The following is a 17,763-nucleotide window of genomic DNA, read 5'->3' on the forward strand; positions in this document are numbered from 1 at the left end:
AACGGATGAGCGTGGCCTCTCACCCGCACCGCGCTGTCGGATGATCAGTTCAACGCCATCGCCGCCTGGACAAGCTCGACGAACCGGGCACGGTGGCCGTTCGGGTCCTCGCCTACGGCGCCGCTCGCCAGTTCCAGCACGTCCCCCAGGCCATGGTCGCCGACCGCCGTGTTCCCCTGAAGGATCTGCGCCAGCCCTGCGACGGCGACCGCGAACCGGGCGTCATCGTCCTGTTGCGCCACGGGTGCGCGGTCGGCGTCGGTCACCGGCCGCGTCATCAGGCGCGAGGCCGTCTCGCCCGGGGTCTTCCAGCGGAGGCGCAGGTGGGCGATCTCGGCCTCTCGGCCGCCGGCCGGTGCCGCCGACGCCGTGTCACCATACCGCCGCTCCGGCAGCCGCAGCCCGGCCGAGCCCGGCGCGGCGATCTCGTAGATCGCGGTGACGGTGTGGCCGTCGCCGATCTCGCCGGCGTCCACCGCGTCGTTGGCGAAGTCCTCCTCGCGCAGCAGGCGGGTCTCGTAGCCCACCAGGCGGTATTCGGCGACGCGCGCCGGATTGAACTCGACCTGGAACTTGACGTCGTCGGCGATGGGTTGAAGCTGCGCGGCCAGCTTCTCGACCAGCACGCGGCGGCCCTCCTCCAGCGTGTCCAGATAGGCCGCCATGCCGTTGCCGGCCTGGGCAAGCTGTTGCATGGTCTTGTCGTTGTAGTTGCCGCGACCGACGCCGAGAATACTGAGGTAAATCCCGGTCTCGCGCTTGCGGGCGACGTAGTCCTCCAGGCGGCCGTCATCGATCACGCCGAGGTTGAAATCGCCGTCGGTGGCCAGGATGATCCGGTTGATGGCGCCCTTCTGGAAGTTCTCCTCGGCCAGCGCATAGGCCGTGGCGATGCCCTTGGAGCCGGCCGTGCCGCCGCCGGAGGTCAGGCGACCAAGCGCCGTGCAGATCGTCTCCTTGTCGTCGGCGGGCGTGGGCTCCAGCACCACGCGGTCGGCGCCAGCGTAGGTCACCAGGGCAATGTGATCCTCGGCGCCCAGTTGATCCACCAGAAGCGCCATGGACCGCTTGACCAGCCCCAGGCGGTCGGGACCGTGCATGGAGCCGGACACGTCGGCCAGCAGCACGACGTTGGCCGGCGGGCGCTGGCTGCGCTCGGGCGACCAGCCGCGAATGCCGACCACCATGACCTCGCGTCCCTGGCCCCACGGCGACGGCATCACGGTGACATCCGGGGCGAAGGGCTCGGCGGCGGTGCGCGGGCGGGGATAGGCGTAGTCGAAGGCGTTCACCATCTCCTCAACCCGCACGGCATCGGCCGGCGGGTGGTCGCCGTCGCGGATGAAGCGGCGCACCACGCCCATCGACGCTGTGTCGACGTCGGCGGAGAAGGTCGAGACCGGGTGATCGGCGGTGCGTGTCACGCCGTTCAGGTCGACATCGGAAAAACGGTCCCGTTCGAGGTCGGACGGCGCCGGCTGCTGTTGGCCCCAAGGCTGACCCGGACGGGGTCGCGGTGCATATTTCAAGGCGTCGGGCATCTCGGAGACCGCAGATCGCGCCGCCTCCTGGGGTGCTGGCGCCGGGGGGGCCGCCTGGGGAAGCTGGTTGCGGCGCACCGGCGCGCTGCCGCCGGTCCAGCCAGGCGGAATCGTGGGCCGGATGGTCGAGTCCGTCTGGGTTGCCTCGGTCCGTTCGACGATGGCCAGGCAGCTGTCCGCCGCGCTGGCCGCCGCGCTGGCGGCCGGGGCGACGAACGGCGCCGCGAGCAGGACAAGGACGAGACCGGCGTGACGGCCGGTCCGGGCGCGGTAAGTCATGGGTCGTCTCCCCTCATTGAACGACGCGGTGGACGCTGGCCGCGCCCTTCCCCATGTCAGCCGCAGGGCCGCCGGAGCGCGGTGCGCCGGTCACGGGCGGGCGGGACTGGCGTCGGACCCGTCCCTGATGCAAGCTGGTCCACGAAGGCGTCCACAAAATGGCGGAACCGGCACGAATGCGGGGCGGGGCGGCGCGGCGTCGGCAAGACTGTTGGCGGTGTTCGGGACCGCGAGGACGAAGAGGCACACGACAGGATGTATAGTTCCACCACCTATGATATTCGTGTCACGGTCCAGCCCATCTATCTGGAGGATCAGTCGGAGCCGGACGAGGGGCACTACGTCTGGGCCTATCAGGTGGTCATCGGCAACGAGGGCACCGAGTCCGTGCAGTTGATGCGCCGGCACTGGCTGATCACGGACGCCAACGGCTTCATCCGGGATGTGGAAGGCGCCGGGGTCGTCGGCGTCCAGCCTGTGCTGGAGCCCGGCGAGGTGTTCGAATACACCAGCGGCTGCCCACTCAGCACGCCATCGGGCTTCATGCAGGGCACATACGCAATGCGGTGGACCGAGACCGGCGAAATGTTCGACGTCGAAATCCCTGCCTTTTCGCTGGACAGCCCGCATGGCGGGCACAGCGTCCATTGACGCGGAGGCGGGGAGAGGGCGCTCTCATGGTCAAGCCTGCTGGTGATCTCCGGGGTGCTCGCTTATTGGGCGTTTGACGCCAACGGTTTTGTGCGTCTCCGCAGTGGTGTGAAATATTTGTTTCAGGATCAAACCCGGGTACACTCCCGCGCCATGTGCACTAGACTTGGGCGGCGCGGCCGAACGGTCGGTCGCGTGGGATGAGCCGGCGTTGGTCGGTGTCCGAGCGTGCGGCGCCCCGACCGCCAAGAGTGTGCCCAGGGAACGACCTTTGGGCGCCGGGGTCGGTCGGTGGCGAGCCGGTGGCGATCCCCGGTGGCGATCCGACGACGCGCCGTGGCACACCGGCCGATGGGACAACGGGGGAAGCCAAGCGTGCAGCCGTCAAGCGGACAATCGATCGGCCGGCACGCCAGCAATGATCAGGCCAGCGACATGACGGCATTTGGACCAACGACGCGGTACTACAAAACCATCTTTCTATCCGACATCCACCTGGGGACGCGCGGCTGCAAGGCCGAGATGCTGCTCGACTTCCTCAAGTACACCGAGTCGGAAACCCTGTACCTTGTGGGGGATATCGTCGACGGCTGGCGGCTCAAGAAGCACTGGCACTGGCCGCAACCGCACAACGACGTGATACAGAAACTGCTGCGCAAGGCGCGCAAGGGTACTCGCGTCATCTTCATCCCCGGCAACCACGATGAGTTCGCGCGCGATTACTGCGACGCCGATTTCGGCGATGTGGAACTGCGCCGCGAGATCATCCACGAGGGCGCGGACGGTCGCCGTTATCTGGTCATCCATGGTGATGAGTTCGACGGCGTGGTGCTGTACGCGCGCTGGCTGGCGGTGCTGGGCGACTGGGCATATGTGACGGTGCTGGAACTGAACCACTGGTTCAATGTGGCGCGTCGGCGTTTGGGGCTGCCCTACTGGTCCGTCTCTCAGTACCTGAAGCACAAGGTCAAGAACGCCGTCCAGTACATCACCAAGTTCGAGGACAGCATGGCCGAGCTGGCCCGCAAGCGCGGTGTCGACGGCATCATCTGTGGCCACATCCACCATGCGGAAATCCGGCAGGTGGGCGAGGTGCTGTACTGCAACGACGGCGACTGGGTCGAAAGCTGCACGGCCATGGTCGAACACGCCGACGGCCGCATGGAGATCATCGACTGGACCAAGGTCCGCGATGTCTCGATGGTCGAGGTGTACCGCGGTCGCGGACGACGCAAGGATGTCGGCTCGGACACCGAGCCCGAGCCCGCCGAGGAGACGGTGCCCCTGGCCCAAGTGCGGGAGGTGACGGGCCAATCGCCGGCGCAGGCGCGCGGCAGTGGTGGCGGGGCCGAGGCGGACCGGCCGCGCGAGTCGTCTGGAATGGCTTGACCGATGGTCGCTATACTGCCGCCGTCTGTTCCGTCCTGAGGCGACACGCTTCGCCTCGTTCTCCTGTCGAGCCCCGCGACGATGACCAGCCCGACCGCCCCAGACCCCGCTCCTGAACCCGAATCCGACCCGCCCGGGGCTGGCGCCGGGTCCGATCCGGCCGAGCCGTTCGGGGTGTCCGGGGCGCCGGGTGTGGTCGGCGCGGCCGCGCGGATCCTGATTGTCACCGATGCCTGGTACCCCCAGGTCAACGGGGTGGTACGCACCCTGGATACGCTGCGCAGCCATCTGGAGGGACGCGGCCACGCCGTGCGGATGCTGACGCCGGACCAGTTCGACACGGTCCCCTGCCCGACGTATCCGCAGATCCGCCTGGCCCTGGCGACGCGTCACCGTGTGGCCCGGGCCATCGTCGAGTGGCGGCCGACCGTCATCCATATCGCCACCGAGGGGCCGTTGGGCTGGGCCGCGCGCGGGGTGTGCCTCGACCGGGGCGTGCCGTTCACCACGGCCTTCCACACGCGCTTTCCCGAGTATGTCCATGCCCGCTTCTGGGTGCCGGTGGACTGGAGCTACGCGCTGTTGCGCCACTTCCATGCGCGGTCGCGCTCCATCATGGTGGCCACCCAGTCGATCGAGGACGAGTTGACCCGCTGGGGGTTCTCCAACATTCGCCGGTGGGGGCGGGGGGTGGACACCGACCTGTTCCGGCCGCGCGACAAGACCATGCTCGACGACGTGATCGCCGGGCCGCGCCCGTGGTTCGTCTATGTGGGTCGCGTGGCCATCGAAAAGAACATCGAGGCGTTCCTCACCCTCGACCTGCCGGGCACCAAGATCGTCGTCGGCGGTGGCCCGCAGCTGGACGAGTTGCGCGCCGGCTATCCGGACGTGCGATTCGTGGGCGAGAAGCGCGGCGAGGACCTGGCGGCGCACTACGCCGTCGCCGATGCCTTCGTCTTCCCCAGCCTGACCGACACGTTCGGCTTGGTGCTGCTGGAGGCCTTGGCCAGTGGCGTGCCGGTGGCCGCCTTCCCCGTGGCCGGGCCGAAGGACGTGATCGGCGACGCACCTGTGGGCCGCCTGAGTCACGACCTGCGCGAGGCGGCGCTGGCGGCCCTGGACGCGGATCCCGAGGCCTGCCGGGCCTTCGCCCTGCGGAACTCCTGGGACGCCAGCGTGGACCAGTTTCTGTCCAACGTGCAGCCCTTTGATCCGGCGGCCCTGGCGCCGGCCGAGGCGGGCGGCGCTTGACCCGCCGCCATGGCCCTCGTAAGCCTGACCGGGATCTCCCCATCTCCTCTTCTGTGACGGCCGCGCGGACGGATGCTCTTGCTGACCCTGTACCGGGGATTGACCGATCTGTCCGCGCCGCTGGTCCACCTGCTGCTGCTGCGTCGGCGCGCGCGCGGCAAGGAGGATGCGCACCGCCTGGGCGAGCGCCTTGGCCGGCCCGGACGCCAACGGCCGGCCGGGCCGCTGGTGTGGGTCCATGGCGCCAGTGTCGGCGAGGCTGTCTCCCTGTTGCCGCTGATCGACCGTATCCTGGTCGAACGGCCCGGCATCTCTGTGCTGTGTACCACGGGGACCGTCACGTCGGCGGCACTGATGGCCGAGCGGTTGCCGGCGCGGGCGGTGCACCAGTACGTGCCCGTCGACCGCGTGGCCTGTGTGCGCAGGTTCCTCGATCACTGGCGGCCCGACCTGTTGCTGTTGGCCGAAAGTGAGTTCTGGCCCAACCTTTTGCTGGAGACGGCCCGGTGCGGCGTGCCCATGGTGCTGTTGAACGGGCGGGTGTCCGACGCATCGTTCGCGGCGTGGCGGCGCTATGCCCGGCGACCCATGCGGCACCTGCTGGGCCTGTTCCGCCTGGCCCTGGCGCAGAGCGAGACCGATGCGGCGCGCCTGCGAGACCTGGGGGCCGAGCCCGTGGCCTGCGTCGGCAACCTGAAGTTCGCCGTCCCGGAGGCTCCGGCTGACCCGGCGGCGCTGGACCGGTTGCGGGCGGCCGTGGGCGAACGCCCCTGCTGGCTGGCGCTGTCCACCCACGCTGGCGAGGAATCTCTTGTCGCCCGGGTGCATCGCACAGTGGCGGCACGGGTCCCGGGTCTGCTGACTCTGGTGATGCCGCGCCACGCGGCGCGCGGCGCCGCCGTGCGGGCCGACCTGGAGGCCGCGGGCGTGACGGTGGCGCAACGCTCGGCCGGGGCCGAGCCGGGTCCGGACACGGACGTCTACCTCGCCGACACCATGGGCGAGGTGGGACTGGTCGCGCGGCTGGCGCCGGTGGTGCTGATGGGCAAGAGCCTGCTGGGCGAGGGCGGCGGGCAGAACCCGCTGGAGCCGGCGCGGCTGGGGGCGGCGGTGCTGTTCGGTCCGCGCATGGAGAACTTTCGTGACATCAGCGCGCGCATGGTGGCCGCCGGCGCCGCGCGGCCGGTCGCCGACGAAGCGGACCTGGCCGAGGCCCTGACGGATCTGCTGCGGGACGCGGCGGTGCGGGCGGCATTGGGGGCGCGCGGCCAGGCCTTCGCGGTAGGGGAGGCGCATGTCCTGGACCGGGTGATGGAGGCCCTGGCGCCCGTGCTGGATCCGCTGATGGCCGGAGGGGGCGACGATGCGCGCGCCTGAGTTCTGGACGAAGGACGGGCCGGCGGCCCGGTTCCTGGAGCCTGTCGGTCTGCTTTATGGCTGGGCCACGGCGCGGCGGTTGCGGCGGGGGACGCCCGTGCGGCTGCCCGTGCCGGTGATCTGCGTCGGCAATCTGGTGGCCGGCGGGGCCGGCAAGACGCCGCTGGTGGCCGACCTGACGCGTCGCCTGCGGCGGGACCACGGTGTCGACGCGATGGTGCTGTCGCGCGGGCATGGCGGGACCGCGCGAGGGCCGCTGCGGGTCGATCCGGCCACGCACGACGCCGCCACGGTGGGCGACGAGCCGTTGATGCTGGCGCGCGAGGGCCTGCCGGTGTGGATCGCCCGCGACCGGGCGGCGGGCGGGCAAGCCGCCGTGGCGGGCGGGGCGGGCGTGTTGGTGATGGACGACGGCTTCCAGAACCCGGCGCTGGCCAAGGACCTGTCGCTGGTCGTCGTTGATGGCGGGCGCGGCTTCGGCAACGGTCGGCTGATCCCCGCCGGCCCCCTGCGCGAGCCGGTGCCGGTCGGCCTGGGACGGGCCGATGCGGTGGTCATCATGGGGCGCGATACCGCGCGCGTGGCCCGTGTTGTGCCGCCCCACGTGCCCACCCTTGGGGCGCGGATCGTCCCCGGGCCGCGCGTCGAGGCGCTGGCGGGACAGCGCGTGGTGGCCTTCGCCGGCATCGGTGACCCCGGCAAGTTCTTCGCCATGCTGCGCAACGCCGGCTGCGACGTGGTGGCGATCCATCCCTTCGCCGATCACCACCCCTACCAGCCCACCGACATCCAGCCGATCCTGGACGAGGCCTTTGGCCTGGGCGCCGTGCCGCTGACCACGGCCAAGGACGCCGTGCGCCTGCCCGACGACCAGCGCCAGCAGGTGGACGTGGCGGATGTCACCGTCACTTGGGACGACCCGTCGGCCCTGGAAACCCTGCTCGGGCGGGTGCTGGCGCGGTTTTCATCGCCTCGGCCGCAGGCCGGCGCTTGACAGCCCCGCGCCCCCGTCCTATCTCGTTGGCACTCGCCGGGTCAGAGTGCTAACAACCTCTCGAAACCGGCCGAAATCAACAGGTTGGCCGCCTTCCCAGGGCGGCCTTCAGTGAATTCGCAAGCATCGTCTCAAAACTTTCGACCGAAACGACGTCGATCGACGGAGGAAAAGAATGAAACTGCGTCCGCTGCACGACCGCGTGCTGGTGAAGCGTGTGGAGTCCGAGGAGAAGACCGCCGGCGGGATCATCATCCCCGACACGGCAAAGGAAAAGCCCATGCAGGGCGAGATTCTGGCCGTCGGCGCGGGTGCGCGCGGCGAGGACGGCAAGGTCACCCCGCTGGACGTCAAGGTGGGTGACCGCGTCCTGTTCGGCAAGTGGTCCGGCACCGAGGTGAAGATCGACGGCGAAGAGCTGCTGATCATGAAGGAAGCCGACATCATGGGCGTCGTGGAATAAGCCGGCGCCCACTCCCTCGACCGACCTTCCCCGACATTCCGGATCAAGAGGATAGACAGACATGACCGCCAAGGATGTTCGTTTCGGCATCGACGCCCGCAACCGCATGATGAAGGGCGTCGACACCCTGGCCGATGCCGTCCGCGTGACGCTGGGCCCCAAGGGCCGCAACGTGGTGATCGAGAAGAGCTTCGGCGCGCCGCGCATCACCAAGGACGGTGTGACCGTGGCCAAGGAGATGGAACTCTCCGACAAGTTCGAGAACATGGGCGCCCAGATGGTCAAGGAGGTCGCCTCCAAGACCGCCGATCTGGCCGGTGACGGCACCACCACGGCAACCGTTCTCGCCCAGTCCATCGTCCGTGAGGGCGCCAAGGCCGTGGCCGCCGGCATGAATCCGATGGACCTGAAGCGCGGCATCGACCTGGCCGTGTCGGCCGTCGTCGAGGATATCCAGAAGCGCTCGACCAAGCTGAAGAACAGCCAGGAAGTGGCCCAGGTCGGCACCATCTCGGCCAACGGCGAGGAGTCGATCGGCAAGATCATCGCCGAGGCCATGGAAAAGGTCGGCAACGAGGGCGTCATCACGGTCGAGGAGGCCAAGGGCCTGGAGACCGAACTGGACGTCGTCGAGGGAATGCAGTTCGACCGCGGCTATCTCTCGCCGTACTTCGTGACCAACACCGAGAAGATGCTGTGCGAGCTGGAGAACCCGTACATCCTCATCAACGAGGGCAAGCTCTCCAGTCTGCAGCCGCTGCTGCCGGTGCTCGAGTCCGTGGTCCAGTCCGGCAAGCCGCTGCTGATCATCGCCGAGGACGTCGAGGGCGAGGCCCTGGCCACCCTGGTGGTCAACAAGCTGCGTGGCGGCCTGAAGGTCTCCGCCGTGAAGGCGCCCGGCTTCGGTGACCGCCGCAAGGCCATGCTGCAGGACATCGCCATCCTGACCGGCGGCCAGGTGGTCTCGGAAGAGGTCGGCATCAAGCTGGAGAACGTCACCATCGACATGCTGGGCACCGCCAAGAAGGTGACCCTGACCAAGGAAGAGACCACCATCGTCGATGGCGCCGGCGAGAAGGCCGAAATCGAGGGGCGCTGCAACGTCATCCGCAGCCAGATCGAGGAGACCACCAGCGACTACGACCGCGAGAAGCTGCAGGAGCGGCTGGCCAAGCTCGCCGGCGGTGTGGCGGTGATCAAGGTCGGTGGTGCGACCGAGGTCGAGGTGAAGGAGAAGAAGGACCGCGTCGACGATGCCCTGCACGCCACCCGCGCGGCGGTCGAGGAAGGCATCGTGCCGGGCGGCGGTGTCGCCCTGCTGTACGCCTCTCGTGTTCTGGAAGGCGTGAAGGGTGCCAACTCCGACCAGCAGGCGGGCATCACCATCGTGCGCCGCGCCCTGCAGTCGCCGGTGCGTCAGATCGCCGAGAACGCCGGTGCCGACGGCGCCGTCGTGGCCGGCAAGCTGATGGAGCAGGACAACCCGCACTTCGGCTTCGACGCCCAGAACGACACCTACACCGACATGATCAAGGCCGGCATCATCGACCCGACCAAGGTCGTGCGCGCGGCCCTGCAGGACGCGGCCTCCATCGCCGGCCTGCTGGTGACCACCGAGGCCATGGTCGCCGACGTGCCGGAGAAGAAGGACGGCGGCGGCGCCGGCGCCGGTGCCGACATGGGCGGCATGGGCGGCATGGGTGGCATGGGCTTCTAAGTCCGCCGTTCCCGCCAAAAGTGATCCGACGGAAAAGGGGCCGCGTTCCGAAAGGGGCGCGGCCTTTTTCTATTGTAGTGTCCAGTGTTTGAGAATTGCCGGCACCTATTTTCGCGTGAGGTGGAATAGATTTGCTTGGCCTATAGGGACGCCGAAAGTCACCTTCGATTTGCTATAATGTTCATTGTACACCCGAAATCCTTTAGAGTTCAGCATTAGGGTTAGCTTCTGTTTCTCTTCATCTGTGAGGTTCTTGACAGATATGTCCTGTGCGTAGCCGCCAACGTGTGCGAACCCATTTGGCTTGCCGGCCTGCTTGGCAATTTCAGAGTTCCACCATTCAACTTGCTCTTTTGTTAGCTCGCCTCTTTTTGGGAGAGTCTTCAACTTGTATTTGCTCTTGAACCGCCCTTTTATATTAGGGTAGTTTTTTTCATATTTAGGATCCAAAATAATTTGTAATTGTTCTTCGATCGTCCTGTTTCCGCTTGTTAAATACGCTTTTCCTTTTGTGATTGGGTACTTTTTTTCAAACTCATCTAGCGCGGCGGCCACGTCATTTTCCAGTTTCGTGGGGGTACTTTTTCTACTTCCCATGACAATTCTTCCCTCAAAAAAGAACGATGGACGTGCACGTTTGTTCGAGCGAGCGCTTCGGCGACGGAACGAGCGTCCCTGAATGTTTGAGTGCCCTGCCGAACTCAGCCTTTCCAATATGCTTCAGACGACCACATCCTCTGCGATCCCACAAGCGTGAACTGTGTTCTTTCCAACGGGCGGGCCAATTGCGACCTGCGGAGTCTGTTGTGATGGCAAGCGCAGTCGGTTTGCTGACCCTTACGCCTGGGCGAGACGCATGTTATATCCCGCGCAAGGCAGACGGTGCGGCGTTCTTGGCGCCGCCCACTCACCATCCGAGCGAAAGGCCATGCGCGAGCCGCCGGCAACGGAAACCGGATCGACACCTCCGGACGCAGGCGTCCGTGGCGACGCCCCGTCCAATGGGCGGCGGCCGCACGGCTGGTGGCGCCAGACGTTGCGCCTGATCCGCTTTCGTCTTGTCATCCCCCTGATGCGCAGCCACCATCCGCCGGAGCATTCGGCGCGAGGGGTCATGGTCGGCCTGATGTGGGCCATGACGCCGCTGGTGGGCATCCAGATGATGTTGGTGCTGGCCACCTGGTTCGTCGCCAGCCGGCTGTTTTCGTGGCACTTCAGCCTGGTCCTCGGGCTGGCCTGGACCTGGATCACCAACGCGTTCACCATCCTGCCGTTCTACTACGCCTATTACGTGACCGGACAGCTCATGCTGGGCCACTGGGACGACGTGACCGGCTTCGAGTCCTTCGTCGCCTTGTGGGAGGGCACGTTCGCCGCGAACCTGGGCTTCTGGTCCGCGCTGTATGCCTATGTCGCGGATATTGTCGCCGGCTGGGGCCTGCCGCTGGTGGTCGGCTCGGTGCCCTGGGTCGTCCTCAGCGGTGTGCTCGGATACTGGCTGAGTCTGCGGGTATCGCGCCGGCACGCGGCGGCGCGGGCTGAACGGCGCGCCCATGCCGACCGCCGCCAGGCCTCGCGCGCCGCCGCCTGGACGGCCGCCGACGGGCGCGATGGTGCATCGGATTGACGGGCGGCCCCGAGGGCGCCAAGATCGGCGCCATTCGGTGACTCCCTTGTTTCATTCGGGATTTGACGGAAGCCTTTCATGCCCCTTGGTCGTCCGCGCCGCCGTCGGCGCTCGGGACACGCGGTCCTCATTCTGTTCCTGCTGCTTCTGGGCACCGGTGCCGTCGGCGCCGGGCTGTACTACGGATACCTGCTGCTCAGCCGGGACCTGCGGGACCGCGTCGGTCTGCTCGAGGCCCGCTTGGAAGACATGCGGGACTCGCTGGACGCCTCGGAACGGGCGCGGGGAAGCCTGTCGGTGGAGTTGGAGGAGGCGCGCGCCCGCCTGCGGTATGTTCAGACCCGGTACGAGCGCGATGTGCCGCACGGAGAGGCGCGCCGCCTGCACGACCTGGTGGTCCGGATGTTGGGCGAGGGGATTGCCGCGGATCGGCTGGCGTTCCTGATCCGGGCGGCGCAGACGCCGGCCGATTGCGAGTCCCCTCCGGAAACCCGGCAGTTCTTCGTCCGTGTGCCCGGGCACGCGGCGTCGGCCACCTCGGTCAGCTTCGCCGACCGGCGCATCACGGTCTCGGCGGAGGGGGCGGTGGCGACCGACGAGCAGGATCGGCCGGAGGCGTGGTTCGATCCGGCCAAGCCGGTTCAGGTGGAGTTCAGCCGCCTGGGAGGCGAGACGGAGGAGGTCGAGGGCGTGCTGCCGCTCCATCACGCCATGGTTCTGGACGGCTCCGAGTACCGGTTCACGGTCCGGGCCGGGCGCACCGGGTTCGCCGAGGCGACCGCGACACGGTGCGCGTTTCCCTGATGCGCGGGACCGTGGCTTACGCCAGCCGATCGAAGTCATGACTCCTCCTCATTCGCCGGGCGCGGTGCCGGCGCGGGAGATCCCTCGGCTCGCTTCGCTCGCTCGGGATGACGATTTTCTTTAAAAAACAAACACATACGTCATCCCGAAGCGTCCGTTAGGACGCGAGGGATCTCCCAAGGTCGTGTGCTGACGGTCCGGAAAACGTATCACGATTTCCGTCGCTTGGTATTATACCAGCCTCCGAAAAGGCTGACCTTTTCGGAGGCTGGCCGGCGCGACTGCGCCGGCGCCGCGAAGCGGCGGAGCCGCGCGCCCCGAAGGGGCGCTGCGGCGACAAAGTCAAAGACTCCGCATCGTCGGCGCCCCGAAGTGACCCTGGCCGGACGAGTCATACCTATCGTCGCCCGGTATTACGCCGGGGCTTGATCCGCGTCGGCCAGCGGCAGGCGCACGGTGACGGTGGTTTGCCCGGCCACGCTGGTATCGAGCGCGACGCTTCCGGCTTGCGCCTGTGCCATCATGCGCGCCGAATAGGTGCCCAGGCCGGTGCCGCCGGGCTTGCCGCTGGTCGAGTACTTCTCAAAGAACCGGTCGCGGATCGCGTCCGGCACTGTGCCGGGGTTGGTGATGTGCACGACCGCCGCGCCATCCTGGGCGGTCATGCCGACCTCGACAGCCAGCCGTTTGGCCGGCAGGGCTTCCAGGGCATTGCGGACCAAGTTTGAAAGGAGGGTCCGGCACAGCCACGGATCGCCGACGGCGGTCAGGGGTGCGGCGGCGGTCACCCTGATGTGCGCGGACCGTTCGGCGGCGAGGTACGCCAGTTCCTCGCGCACCTCGTCCATGACTTGGCGCAGGTCCACCGGGGCCGGCACAAGGTCGAAGGTGCCGGCTTCCATGCGGTACAGGGCCATGGAGGCATCGAGCAGCGTAAGCTGGCGCTGGGCGGACCGCTCCATCATGTCCAGGACGTGCCGGTTGTCGTCGCTGAGCGTGTCGGACAGGCGCAGGATGTTGATCCCGGAAATGGTGGCCGCGATGGGGCTGCGCATATCGTGACGGATGATGCGTTCGACGTCCTCGCGGAACTCCTGCTCGCGCTTGTGGTGGGTGATGTCCTGGATCGTGCCGTTTACGACGTGCCCGGCCGGGCCGCGCGTCGGGTTCGGCTGGCCCATGCCGTGGACCCACTTGACCCGGCCGTCCGGCAGGTCCAGGCGTAGCGTGACGTCGTAGGGCCGGCCCTCGTGAACGGCGCCATGAATGGCGGCCCGGAAGGCGGCCAGATGTTCCCCCGTATAGATGTGATCGTACTCGGCCAGCGAAGGTGGGCCGAGCGCCGGGTCGCGCTCGTAGATGCGGAATACCTCGTCCGACCAGACGGGCACGCCGACGGCGGGGTCGAGGGTCCAACTGCCGATGCTGGCGATGCGTTGCGCGAGGGTGAGTTGTGTCAGGCTGTTGGCCAGCGCCTGTTCGCGACGCTTCTCCTCGGTGATGTCCTGCACCAGCCCCAGGAACCGCGTGGGCCTTCCGTGCTGGTCGTGAACCAAATCGCCGTAGGCGCGCAGGTGCAGGGTTTGCCGCGTTGTGTAGTGGATCACGCGGTGTTCCATTTGATGGCTATCGCCCCGGAGCGCGGCACGGAATTCCTCCGCCACGCGGTTCCGGTCGTCGGGATGGATCCAGACCATCAATTCTTCGGTGGTGGTCGCGCTGACCTCAGCCCCGGACAACTCCCGCCATGTCTCGGACAGGGTCCACCGCTCGGTTTCCATGTCGTATTCGAACGACCCCATGCGGCCGAGGCGTTGCCCGGCCACCATCAGGTCGGTGGTTTCGCGCAGCTTGCGCTCGTCCCGTTCGCGGTCGGTGACGTCGAGGGCCACGCCCCGAACCTTCACGACGTGTCCGTCGTCATTCAGGATCGGCGTCCCGTGGACCTTGCCGGTTCGAACCTCACCCGTGCCCTGGTGGATGATCCGGTGGGTGATGTCATAGGGCTCGCCGTTCAGCACGCGCTCGAAGGCGGCCTCGACCCGCGCCATGTCGTCCGGATGCGCGATCGGCAACAGGTCGGCGGTGGTGCGTGGCGGTGTCTCGACGCCGTGCAGCCGGCACCAGTTGTCCGAGACCGTCCAGGTATCGGCGGCGACGTCCCATTCCCAGGAGCCGATGCCGGCCAGTTCCTCGGCGTTCAGCAGCAGGTCGGCGGTCTCGCGCAGGCGGGTTTCGGCGCGCACCCGGTCGCTGGTGTCCTCGGCGACGATCAGCACGATGTCCGGCGGCACGGGCGCGAATTTCAGGTTCAGGTGCTTTTCGTCGCCCGTGGAGCGGAACCGATAGGCGCGCTCGGCGTGCTCGACGGTGCTGTTAAGGTGGCAACGCCAGACCAGATCCCGCATCCATGGCATGTCACCGTAGAACTCCGAGAGGCGACTGCCGATGAGGGCCGAAATCTGATCGTGCGTCAGGGTGTGAGAGGCCGCGTTGACCGCGCTGAGAACAAAATCCTCGCCCTGACGTTGCCACACCGCGAGGCTCAGCGGCATCGCGTCGAACAGTGCGCGAAACCGCGCCTCGCTGGCCTGCAGTGCCTGTTCCGCCTGTTTCTGCTCGGTGATGTCCTGGACGGCGCCGACCACGCGAACCGGCTGTCCGGAGTCGTCGCGGACGAGGATGGCGTAGGCGCGCACATACAGCGTCTCGCCGGTCTTGGCATGGATCAGCCGGTGCTCGTATTCCGGCGTGGCGCCCGTGAAGAACCCGTCAAACGCCGCCTGGGTGATCGGAAGGTCCTCGGGTGGGATGAGGGCGCGCACCTCCTCCCGCGACAGAACCGTGCGGTCCAGGCCGATATGCTGCGCCCAGTTCTCCGAAACGGTCCAGGTCCCGTCCGCGATGTCGAAGACGATCGACCCCATGCGGGCCAGCCGCTGCCCCGTGGCCAGAAGCTCGGCCTGTTCGCGTAGCGCCTCATCGGCGCGGCCTGGGATGAAGTCCCGGTGCGATTCCCGGTGTTGTGGATGCGTGTTTCGGTCCGACGCCGCCCGGTCTTCCGTGTCCATGTTGCCGGTTCTCCTGGACCACGTTGGCGTCGGGCCAAATCCTACCCCTGAAAGCACATTGTATGCGTTCCAATTTACAGGCGCGCGTGCCGTCATCGCAATAACAATTTATTGGCCCGCAGCCACGCAAATACAGCTTTTGCGCGGAATTCCAATATTTCTCGGCGGGACACGCAAGCTATTGCAACTATTTGACCATACACGTCTCCAAGCGTCAATTGTCGCGCCAAGACACAGGTTCGACCTTCGAAGAAGTTGAGTCGGATCAATCGAGGTCAGGACGCCCGCGCAGGGTTTTCACCCGCCCGCGACGGGTCTTGGTATCGGTGCGGCGTTGCTTGGCCGCCCGGCTTGGCCGGGTCGGCGTGCGGGGGCGGGGCGTGTGTGTGGCGGCACGGATGAGCGCGGCCAGCCGCTCGCGCGCGTCGGCGCGGTTGCGCTCCTGGCTGCGGAAGCGGTCGGCGGTGATGACCAGCACGCCGTCGCCGGTCAGACGCCGGCCGGCGCACCGTGCCAGCCGGTCCTTGACCGCGTCTGGCAGCGAAGGCGAGCCGCGCACGTCGAAGCGCAACTGGACGGCCGTTTCGACCTTGTTGACGTTCTGGCCGCCGGGGCCTGACGCCCGCGCGAACCGCTCCTCGATCTCGGAGTCGGGGATGCTGACCCCGGGGGCAATGTGAAGCATGGAACCGGGTCCGTCCGGGGAAAGGGAACGCGCCAGGGGCGAACGGCCGGACCAGGGGGCGGCGTGTCCGGTTTCAGCTCGCCTTGGCGGCCTCCAGTTTCGACAGAAGGGGCTTTTCGTATTCCTTCAGCGTGTCGTATCCGCCGATCAAATGGCCGTCCATGAGGATCTGCGGCACGGTGCGGGCCTCCGGCAGGCGCTGTTTCATCTCGGAAAACGCGGCGGCCGAGGACACATCGTGCTCGGTGTAGGCGATGCCGTGGTCCTGGAACCACGTCTTGGCCTTTGCGCAAAAGGTGCAGTTCGACTTGGTGTAAACCTCGACATGGACCATCGGTCTTCCCTCAATGTGTTGGTCACGCCCGCGCGGTGCGGCGCGCGTGCGGTCGTGCGATGTCTGGTGACGGAGACAGCCCGGATCAGCCGGAAATGCCGTGCTGGATCGCCATGGCCACGGCCTGGGTCCGGTTGGCCGCCCCGATCTTCTTGAAGATGCTGCGCATATGCGACTTGACGGTGATCTCCGTCAACCCCAGGTGCAGGCCGATTTCCTTGTTGGACTCGCCGCGCACCAGCAGCGACAGGACCTGCACTTCGCGGTTGGTCAGGTCGGCGAACCGCCCGCCCGGATGCTGCGCCGGAGCCGGCTCGCCCTCGGCGCTGCCCGGGCTGAGCAGGTGGGCGGAGAAATACGGCTGGCCGCTGAGGATGAGGCGCAACGCGTGCACGAACGAGGCGCCGCTCATGGCCTTGGGCAGGTAGCCGGAGGCGCCCAGTTCCATGGCCCGCAGCACGTCCTCGCGCACCACCTGCCCGGTGATGATGACCACGGGCACCTCGGGGCAGGCCTTGCGGAAGGCACTGACGGTTTCCACGCCGGCCATGCCGGGCATCTTCAGGTCAAGCAGAAGCAGGTCCGGCGAGTGTTCCGACGCCTCGGCCAGCGCGCTGTCGAAGTCCACCGCCTCCATGATCTCGACGTGATCGGCCAGATCCGTCAGGAAGGGCCGGATGCCGTCTCGTAAGAGGGCGTGATCGTCCGCGAGAAGAACCCGTACGGTTGAACTCTTGGCCGCCGATGGGGTGTCCGGTGTCCTGTCAGCGGCGCCGTTGTCGTCCGCAGCCTTGTCTGGGGCCTTGTCCGGGGTGCTGGACTCGTCCGGAGCCATATTGAGGGCATCCTTTCGCACGTATGCCGTGCTTTGATTTGGAGCGCGCCACATTGGCGAGCGCGCAGCACGAAACCTGCCGATCTCACGGTCATATATCCACCGATCGAAGGGGTCCGTCAAGCCTTTGGAAGCAAGCCGTTGCCCCGGCGCCTCCCCCTTTCGAACGGAGGGCCGAGCGCCTGGACGCCCTCAGGCCGTGGCCAGGGTCGCCGCCTCGGCCTTGATCCGCTGGATCATCGAGGCCACGCCGTTGCGGCGGTTGGGGCTGATGTGCTGGTCGAGGCCGAGGCGTTGCAACTCGGCCTCGGCGTCCAGGGCGATGATCTCCTCGGGTGTGCGATCGTTGAACAATATGAACAGGATGGCGATCAGGCCCTTGACGATATGCGCGTCCGAGTCGGCGCAGAAGTGCAGCCGGGCCGGGCTGTCCTCGGTGGGCCGGACCGTCAACCACACCTGGCTGAGGCAGCCGCGCACCTTGTTGGCGTCGATCATGTCGACGTCCGGCATGGGTTCCAGCTTGCGCCCCAAATCGATGATGAACGCGTAGCGCTCTTCCCAGTCGTCGAGGAGCTCGAAGGTTTCGGAGAGTTCGTCCCGGGTCATGGTCATGAGGTGTCGGTTCCGCTCGTCAGTCGTCGGTCGTGTCGGCTCCCTCCGATGTAAGGCGCAACGGCGCCAACGGGAACCCCGAAGCGTCGTGGGTGGCGCCATCCTCGCCCGCCTTGACAAAGCGGGC

General features: G+C 67.3%; 16 protein-coding genes. 9 read left to right on the forward strand and 7 right to left on the reverse strand.

The window, feature by feature from the left end; genetic code table 11:
- Window positions 1-44: 44 nt before the first annotated feature.
- Entirely contained in the window at window positions 45-1,820 is a 1,776-nt protein-coding gene (locus Q0309_RS08530; RefSeq protein ID WP_299439533.1) for a von Willebrand factor type A domain-containing protein, read from the reverse strand.
- 255 nt (window positions 1,821-2,075) lie between these two features.
- Between Q0309_RS08530 and apaG the strand changes: the two genes are divergently transcribed.
- The 7 genes from apaG (at window position 2,076) to groL (ending at window position 9,665) form a co-directional block, all read left to right on the forward strand.
- A complete protein-coding gene (gene apaG / locus Q0309_RS08535) occupies window positions 2,076-2,471 on the forward strand; it encodes a Co2+/Mg2+ efflux protein ApaG (RefSeq protein ID WP_299439535.1) in 396 nt (131 codons plus the stop codon).
- A 435-nt stretch (window positions 2,472-2,906) separates the two neighbouring features.
- Window positions 2,907-3,860, forward strand: a complete 954-nt coding sequence (locus Q0309_RS08540; RefSeq protein WP_299439608.1) for a UDP-2,3-diacylglucosamine diphosphatase — start codon at window positions 2,907-2,909, stop codon at window positions 3,858-3,860.
- Window positions 3,861-3,941: 81 nt separating this feature from the next.
- Window positions 3,942-5,114 (forward strand): glycosyltransferase family 1 protein, encoded by a 1,173-nt coding sequence (locus Q0309_RS08545; protein ID WP_299439537.1) that lies wholly within the window; start codon window positions 3,942-3,944, stop codon window positions 5,112-5,114.
- 72 nt (window positions 5,115-5,186) lie between these two features.
- Window positions 5,187-6,491 (forward strand): 3-deoxy-D-manno-octulosonic acid transferase, encoded by a 1,305-nt coding sequence (locus Q0309_RS08550; protein ID WP_299439539.1) that lies wholly within the window; start codon window positions 5,187-5,189, stop codon window positions 6,489-6,491.
- Window positions 6,478-7,485 carry a tetraacyldisaccharide 4'-kinase gene (gene lpxK, locus Q0309_RS08555; protein ID WP_299439541.1) on the forward strand — a complete coding sequence of 336 codons (1,008 nt, stop codon included), beginning with the start codon at window positions 6,478-6,480 and terminating at the stop codon, window positions 7,483-7,485. The genes Q0309_RS08550 and lpxK overlap by 14 nt, the downstream gene beginning before the upstream one ends.
- 175 nt (window positions 7,486-7,660) lie before the next feature.
- Window positions 7,661-7,948, forward strand: coding sequence for a co-chaperone GroES (gene groES, locus Q0309_RS08560; protein WP_092781831.1), 288 nt, complete (start codon window positions 7,661-7,663; stop codon window positions 7,946-7,948).
- A gap of 61 nt (window positions 7,949-8,009) precedes the next feature.
- Window positions 8,010-9,665 (forward strand): chaperonin GroEL, encoded by a 1,656-nt coding sequence (gene groL, locus Q0309_RS08565; protein WP_299439547.1) that lies wholly within the window; start codon window positions 8,010-8,012, stop codon window positions 9,663-9,665.
- A 105-nt stretch (window positions 9,666-9,770) separates the two neighbouring features.
- On the opposite strand, the gene Q0309_RS08570 is transcribed toward groL, so the two are convergent.
- On the reverse strand, window positions 9,771-10,220 hold the full coding sequence (locus tag Q0309_RS08570) for a hypothetical protein (RefSeq protein ID WP_299439549.1): 450 nt from the start codon (window positions 10,218-10,220) through the stop codon (window positions 9,771-9,773).
- 373 nt (window positions 10,221-10,593) lie between these two features.
- Between Q0309_RS08570 and Q0309_RS08575 the strand changes: the two genes are divergently transcribed.
- Together Q0309_RS08575 and Q0309_RS08580 are read left to right on the forward strand one after the other, a co-directional pair.
- Window positions 10,594-11,292, forward strand: coding sequence for a DUF2062 domain-containing protein (locus Q0309_RS08575; RefSeq protein ID WP_299439551.1), 699 nt, complete (start codon window positions 10,594-10,596; stop codon window positions 11,290-11,292).
- 78 nt (window positions 11,293-11,370) lie between these two features.
- On the forward strand, window positions 11,371-12,096 hold the full coding sequence (locus tag Q0309_RS08580) for a hypothetical protein (protein ID WP_299439553.1): 726 nt from the start codon (window positions 11,371-11,373) through the stop codon (window positions 12,094-12,096).
- Between the two features lie 413 nt (window positions 12,097-12,509).
- Here the strand turns inward: Q0309_RS08580 and Q0309_RS08585 are convergent, their stop codons facing one another.
- From Q0309_RS08585 to Q0309_RS08605, 5 genes are all read right to left on the reverse strand, one after another.
- Entirely contained in the window at window positions 12,510-15,167 is a 2,658-nt protein-coding gene (locus Q0309_RS08585) for a PAS domain-containing protein (RefSeq protein ID WP_299439555.1), read from the reverse strand.
- Window positions 15,168-15,432: 265 nt separating this feature from the next.
- Window positions 15,433-15,852: an alternative ribosome rescue aminoacyl-tRNA hydrolase ArfB gene (arfB, locus tag Q0309_RS08590; protein ID WP_299439557.1), complete on the reverse strand. Its 420-nt coding sequence runs from the start codon at window positions 15,850-15,852 to the stop codon at window positions 15,433-15,435.
- A 73-nt stretch (window positions 15,853-15,925) separates the two neighbouring features.
- Complete coding sequence (locus Q0309_RS08595) at window positions 15,926-16,186, reverse strand: glutaredoxin domain-containing protein (protein ID WP_299439559.1); 261 nt, start codon at window positions 16,184-16,186, stop codon at window positions 15,926-15,928.
- Between the two features lie 85 nt (window positions 16,187-16,271).
- Window positions 16,272-17,021 carry a response regulator transcription factor gene (locus tag Q0309_RS08600; protein ID WP_299439561.1) on the reverse strand — a complete coding sequence of 250 codons (750 nt, stop codon included), beginning with the start codon at window positions 17,019-17,021 and terminating at the stop codon, window positions 16,272-16,274.
- 192 nt (window positions 17,022-17,213) lie between these two features.
- Entirely contained in the window at window positions 17,214-17,636 is a 423-nt protein-coding gene (locus tag Q0309_RS08605) for a SufE family protein (RefSeq protein ID WP_299439563.1), read from the reverse strand.
- Window positions 17,637-17,763 lie beyond the last annotated feature (127 nt).

This window comes from uncultured Rhodospira sp. (assembly GCF_937138205.1).
Classification (GTDB): Bacteria; Pseudomonadota; Alphaproteobacteria; order Rhodospirillales; family Rhodospirillaceae; genus Rhodospira.

Excerpts from the sequence above, each read along its gene's own strand:
- Q0309_RS08530 (WP_299439533.1), bottom strand. The coding sequence starts at position 1,820 with ATGACTTACCGCGCCCGGACCGGCCGTCACGCCGGTCTCGTCCTTGTC.
- apaG (WP_299439535.1), top strand. The coding sequence starts at position 2,076 with ATGTATAGTTCCACCACCTATGATATTCGTGTCACGGTCCAGCCCATC.
- Q0309_RS08540 (WP_299439608.1), top strand. The coding sequence starts at position 2,907 with ATGACGGCATTTGGACCAACGACGCGGTACTACAAAACCATCTTTCTA.
- Q0309_RS08545 (WP_299439537.1), top strand. The coding sequence starts at position 3,942 with ATGACCAGCCCGACCGCCCCAGACCCCGCTCCTGAACCCGAATCCGAC.
- Q0309_RS08550 (WP_299439539.1), top strand. The coding sequence starts at position 5,187 with ATGCTCTTGCTGACCCTGTACCGGGGATTGACCGATCTGTCCGCGCCG.
- lpxK (WP_299439541.1), top strand. The coding sequence starts at position 6,478 with ATGCGCGCGCCTGAGTTCTGGACGAAGGACGGGCCGGCGGCCCGGTTC.
- groES (WP_092781831.1), top strand. The coding sequence starts at position 7,661 with ATGAAACTGCGTCCGCTGCACGACCGCGTGCTGGTGAAGCGTGTGGAG.
- groL (WP_299439547.1), top strand. The coding sequence starts at position 8,010 with ATGACCGCCAAGGATGTTCGTTTCGGCATCGACGCCCGCAACCGCATG.
- Q0309_RS08575 (WP_299439551.1), top strand. The coding sequence starts at position 10,594 with ATGCGCGAGCCGCCGGCAACGGAAACCGGATCGACACCTCCGGACGCA.
- Q0309_RS08580 (WP_299439553.1), top strand. The coding sequence starts at position 11,371 with ATGCCCCTTGGTCGTCCGCGCCGCCGTCGGCGCTCGGGACACGCGGTC.
- Q0309_RS08585 (WP_299439555.1), bottom strand. The coding sequence starts at position 15,167 with ATGGACACGGAAGACCGGGCGGCGTCGGACCGAAACACGCATCCACAA.
- arfB (WP_299439557.1), bottom strand. The coding sequence starts at position 15,852 with ATGCTTCACATTGCCCCCGGGGTCAGCATCCCCGACTCCGAGATCGAG.
- Q0309_RS08595 (WP_299439559.1), bottom strand. The coding sequence starts at position 16,186 with ATGGTCCATGTCGAGGTTTACACCAAGTCGAACTGCACCTTTTGCGCA.
- Q0309_RS08600 (WP_299439561.1), bottom strand. The coding sequence starts at position 17,021 with ATGGCTCCGGACGAGTCCAGCACCCCGGACAAGGCCCCAGACAAGGCT.
- Q0309_RS08605 (WP_299439563.1), bottom strand. The coding sequence starts at position 17,636 with ATGACCATGACCCGGGACGAACTCTCCGAAACCTTCGAGCTCCTCGAC.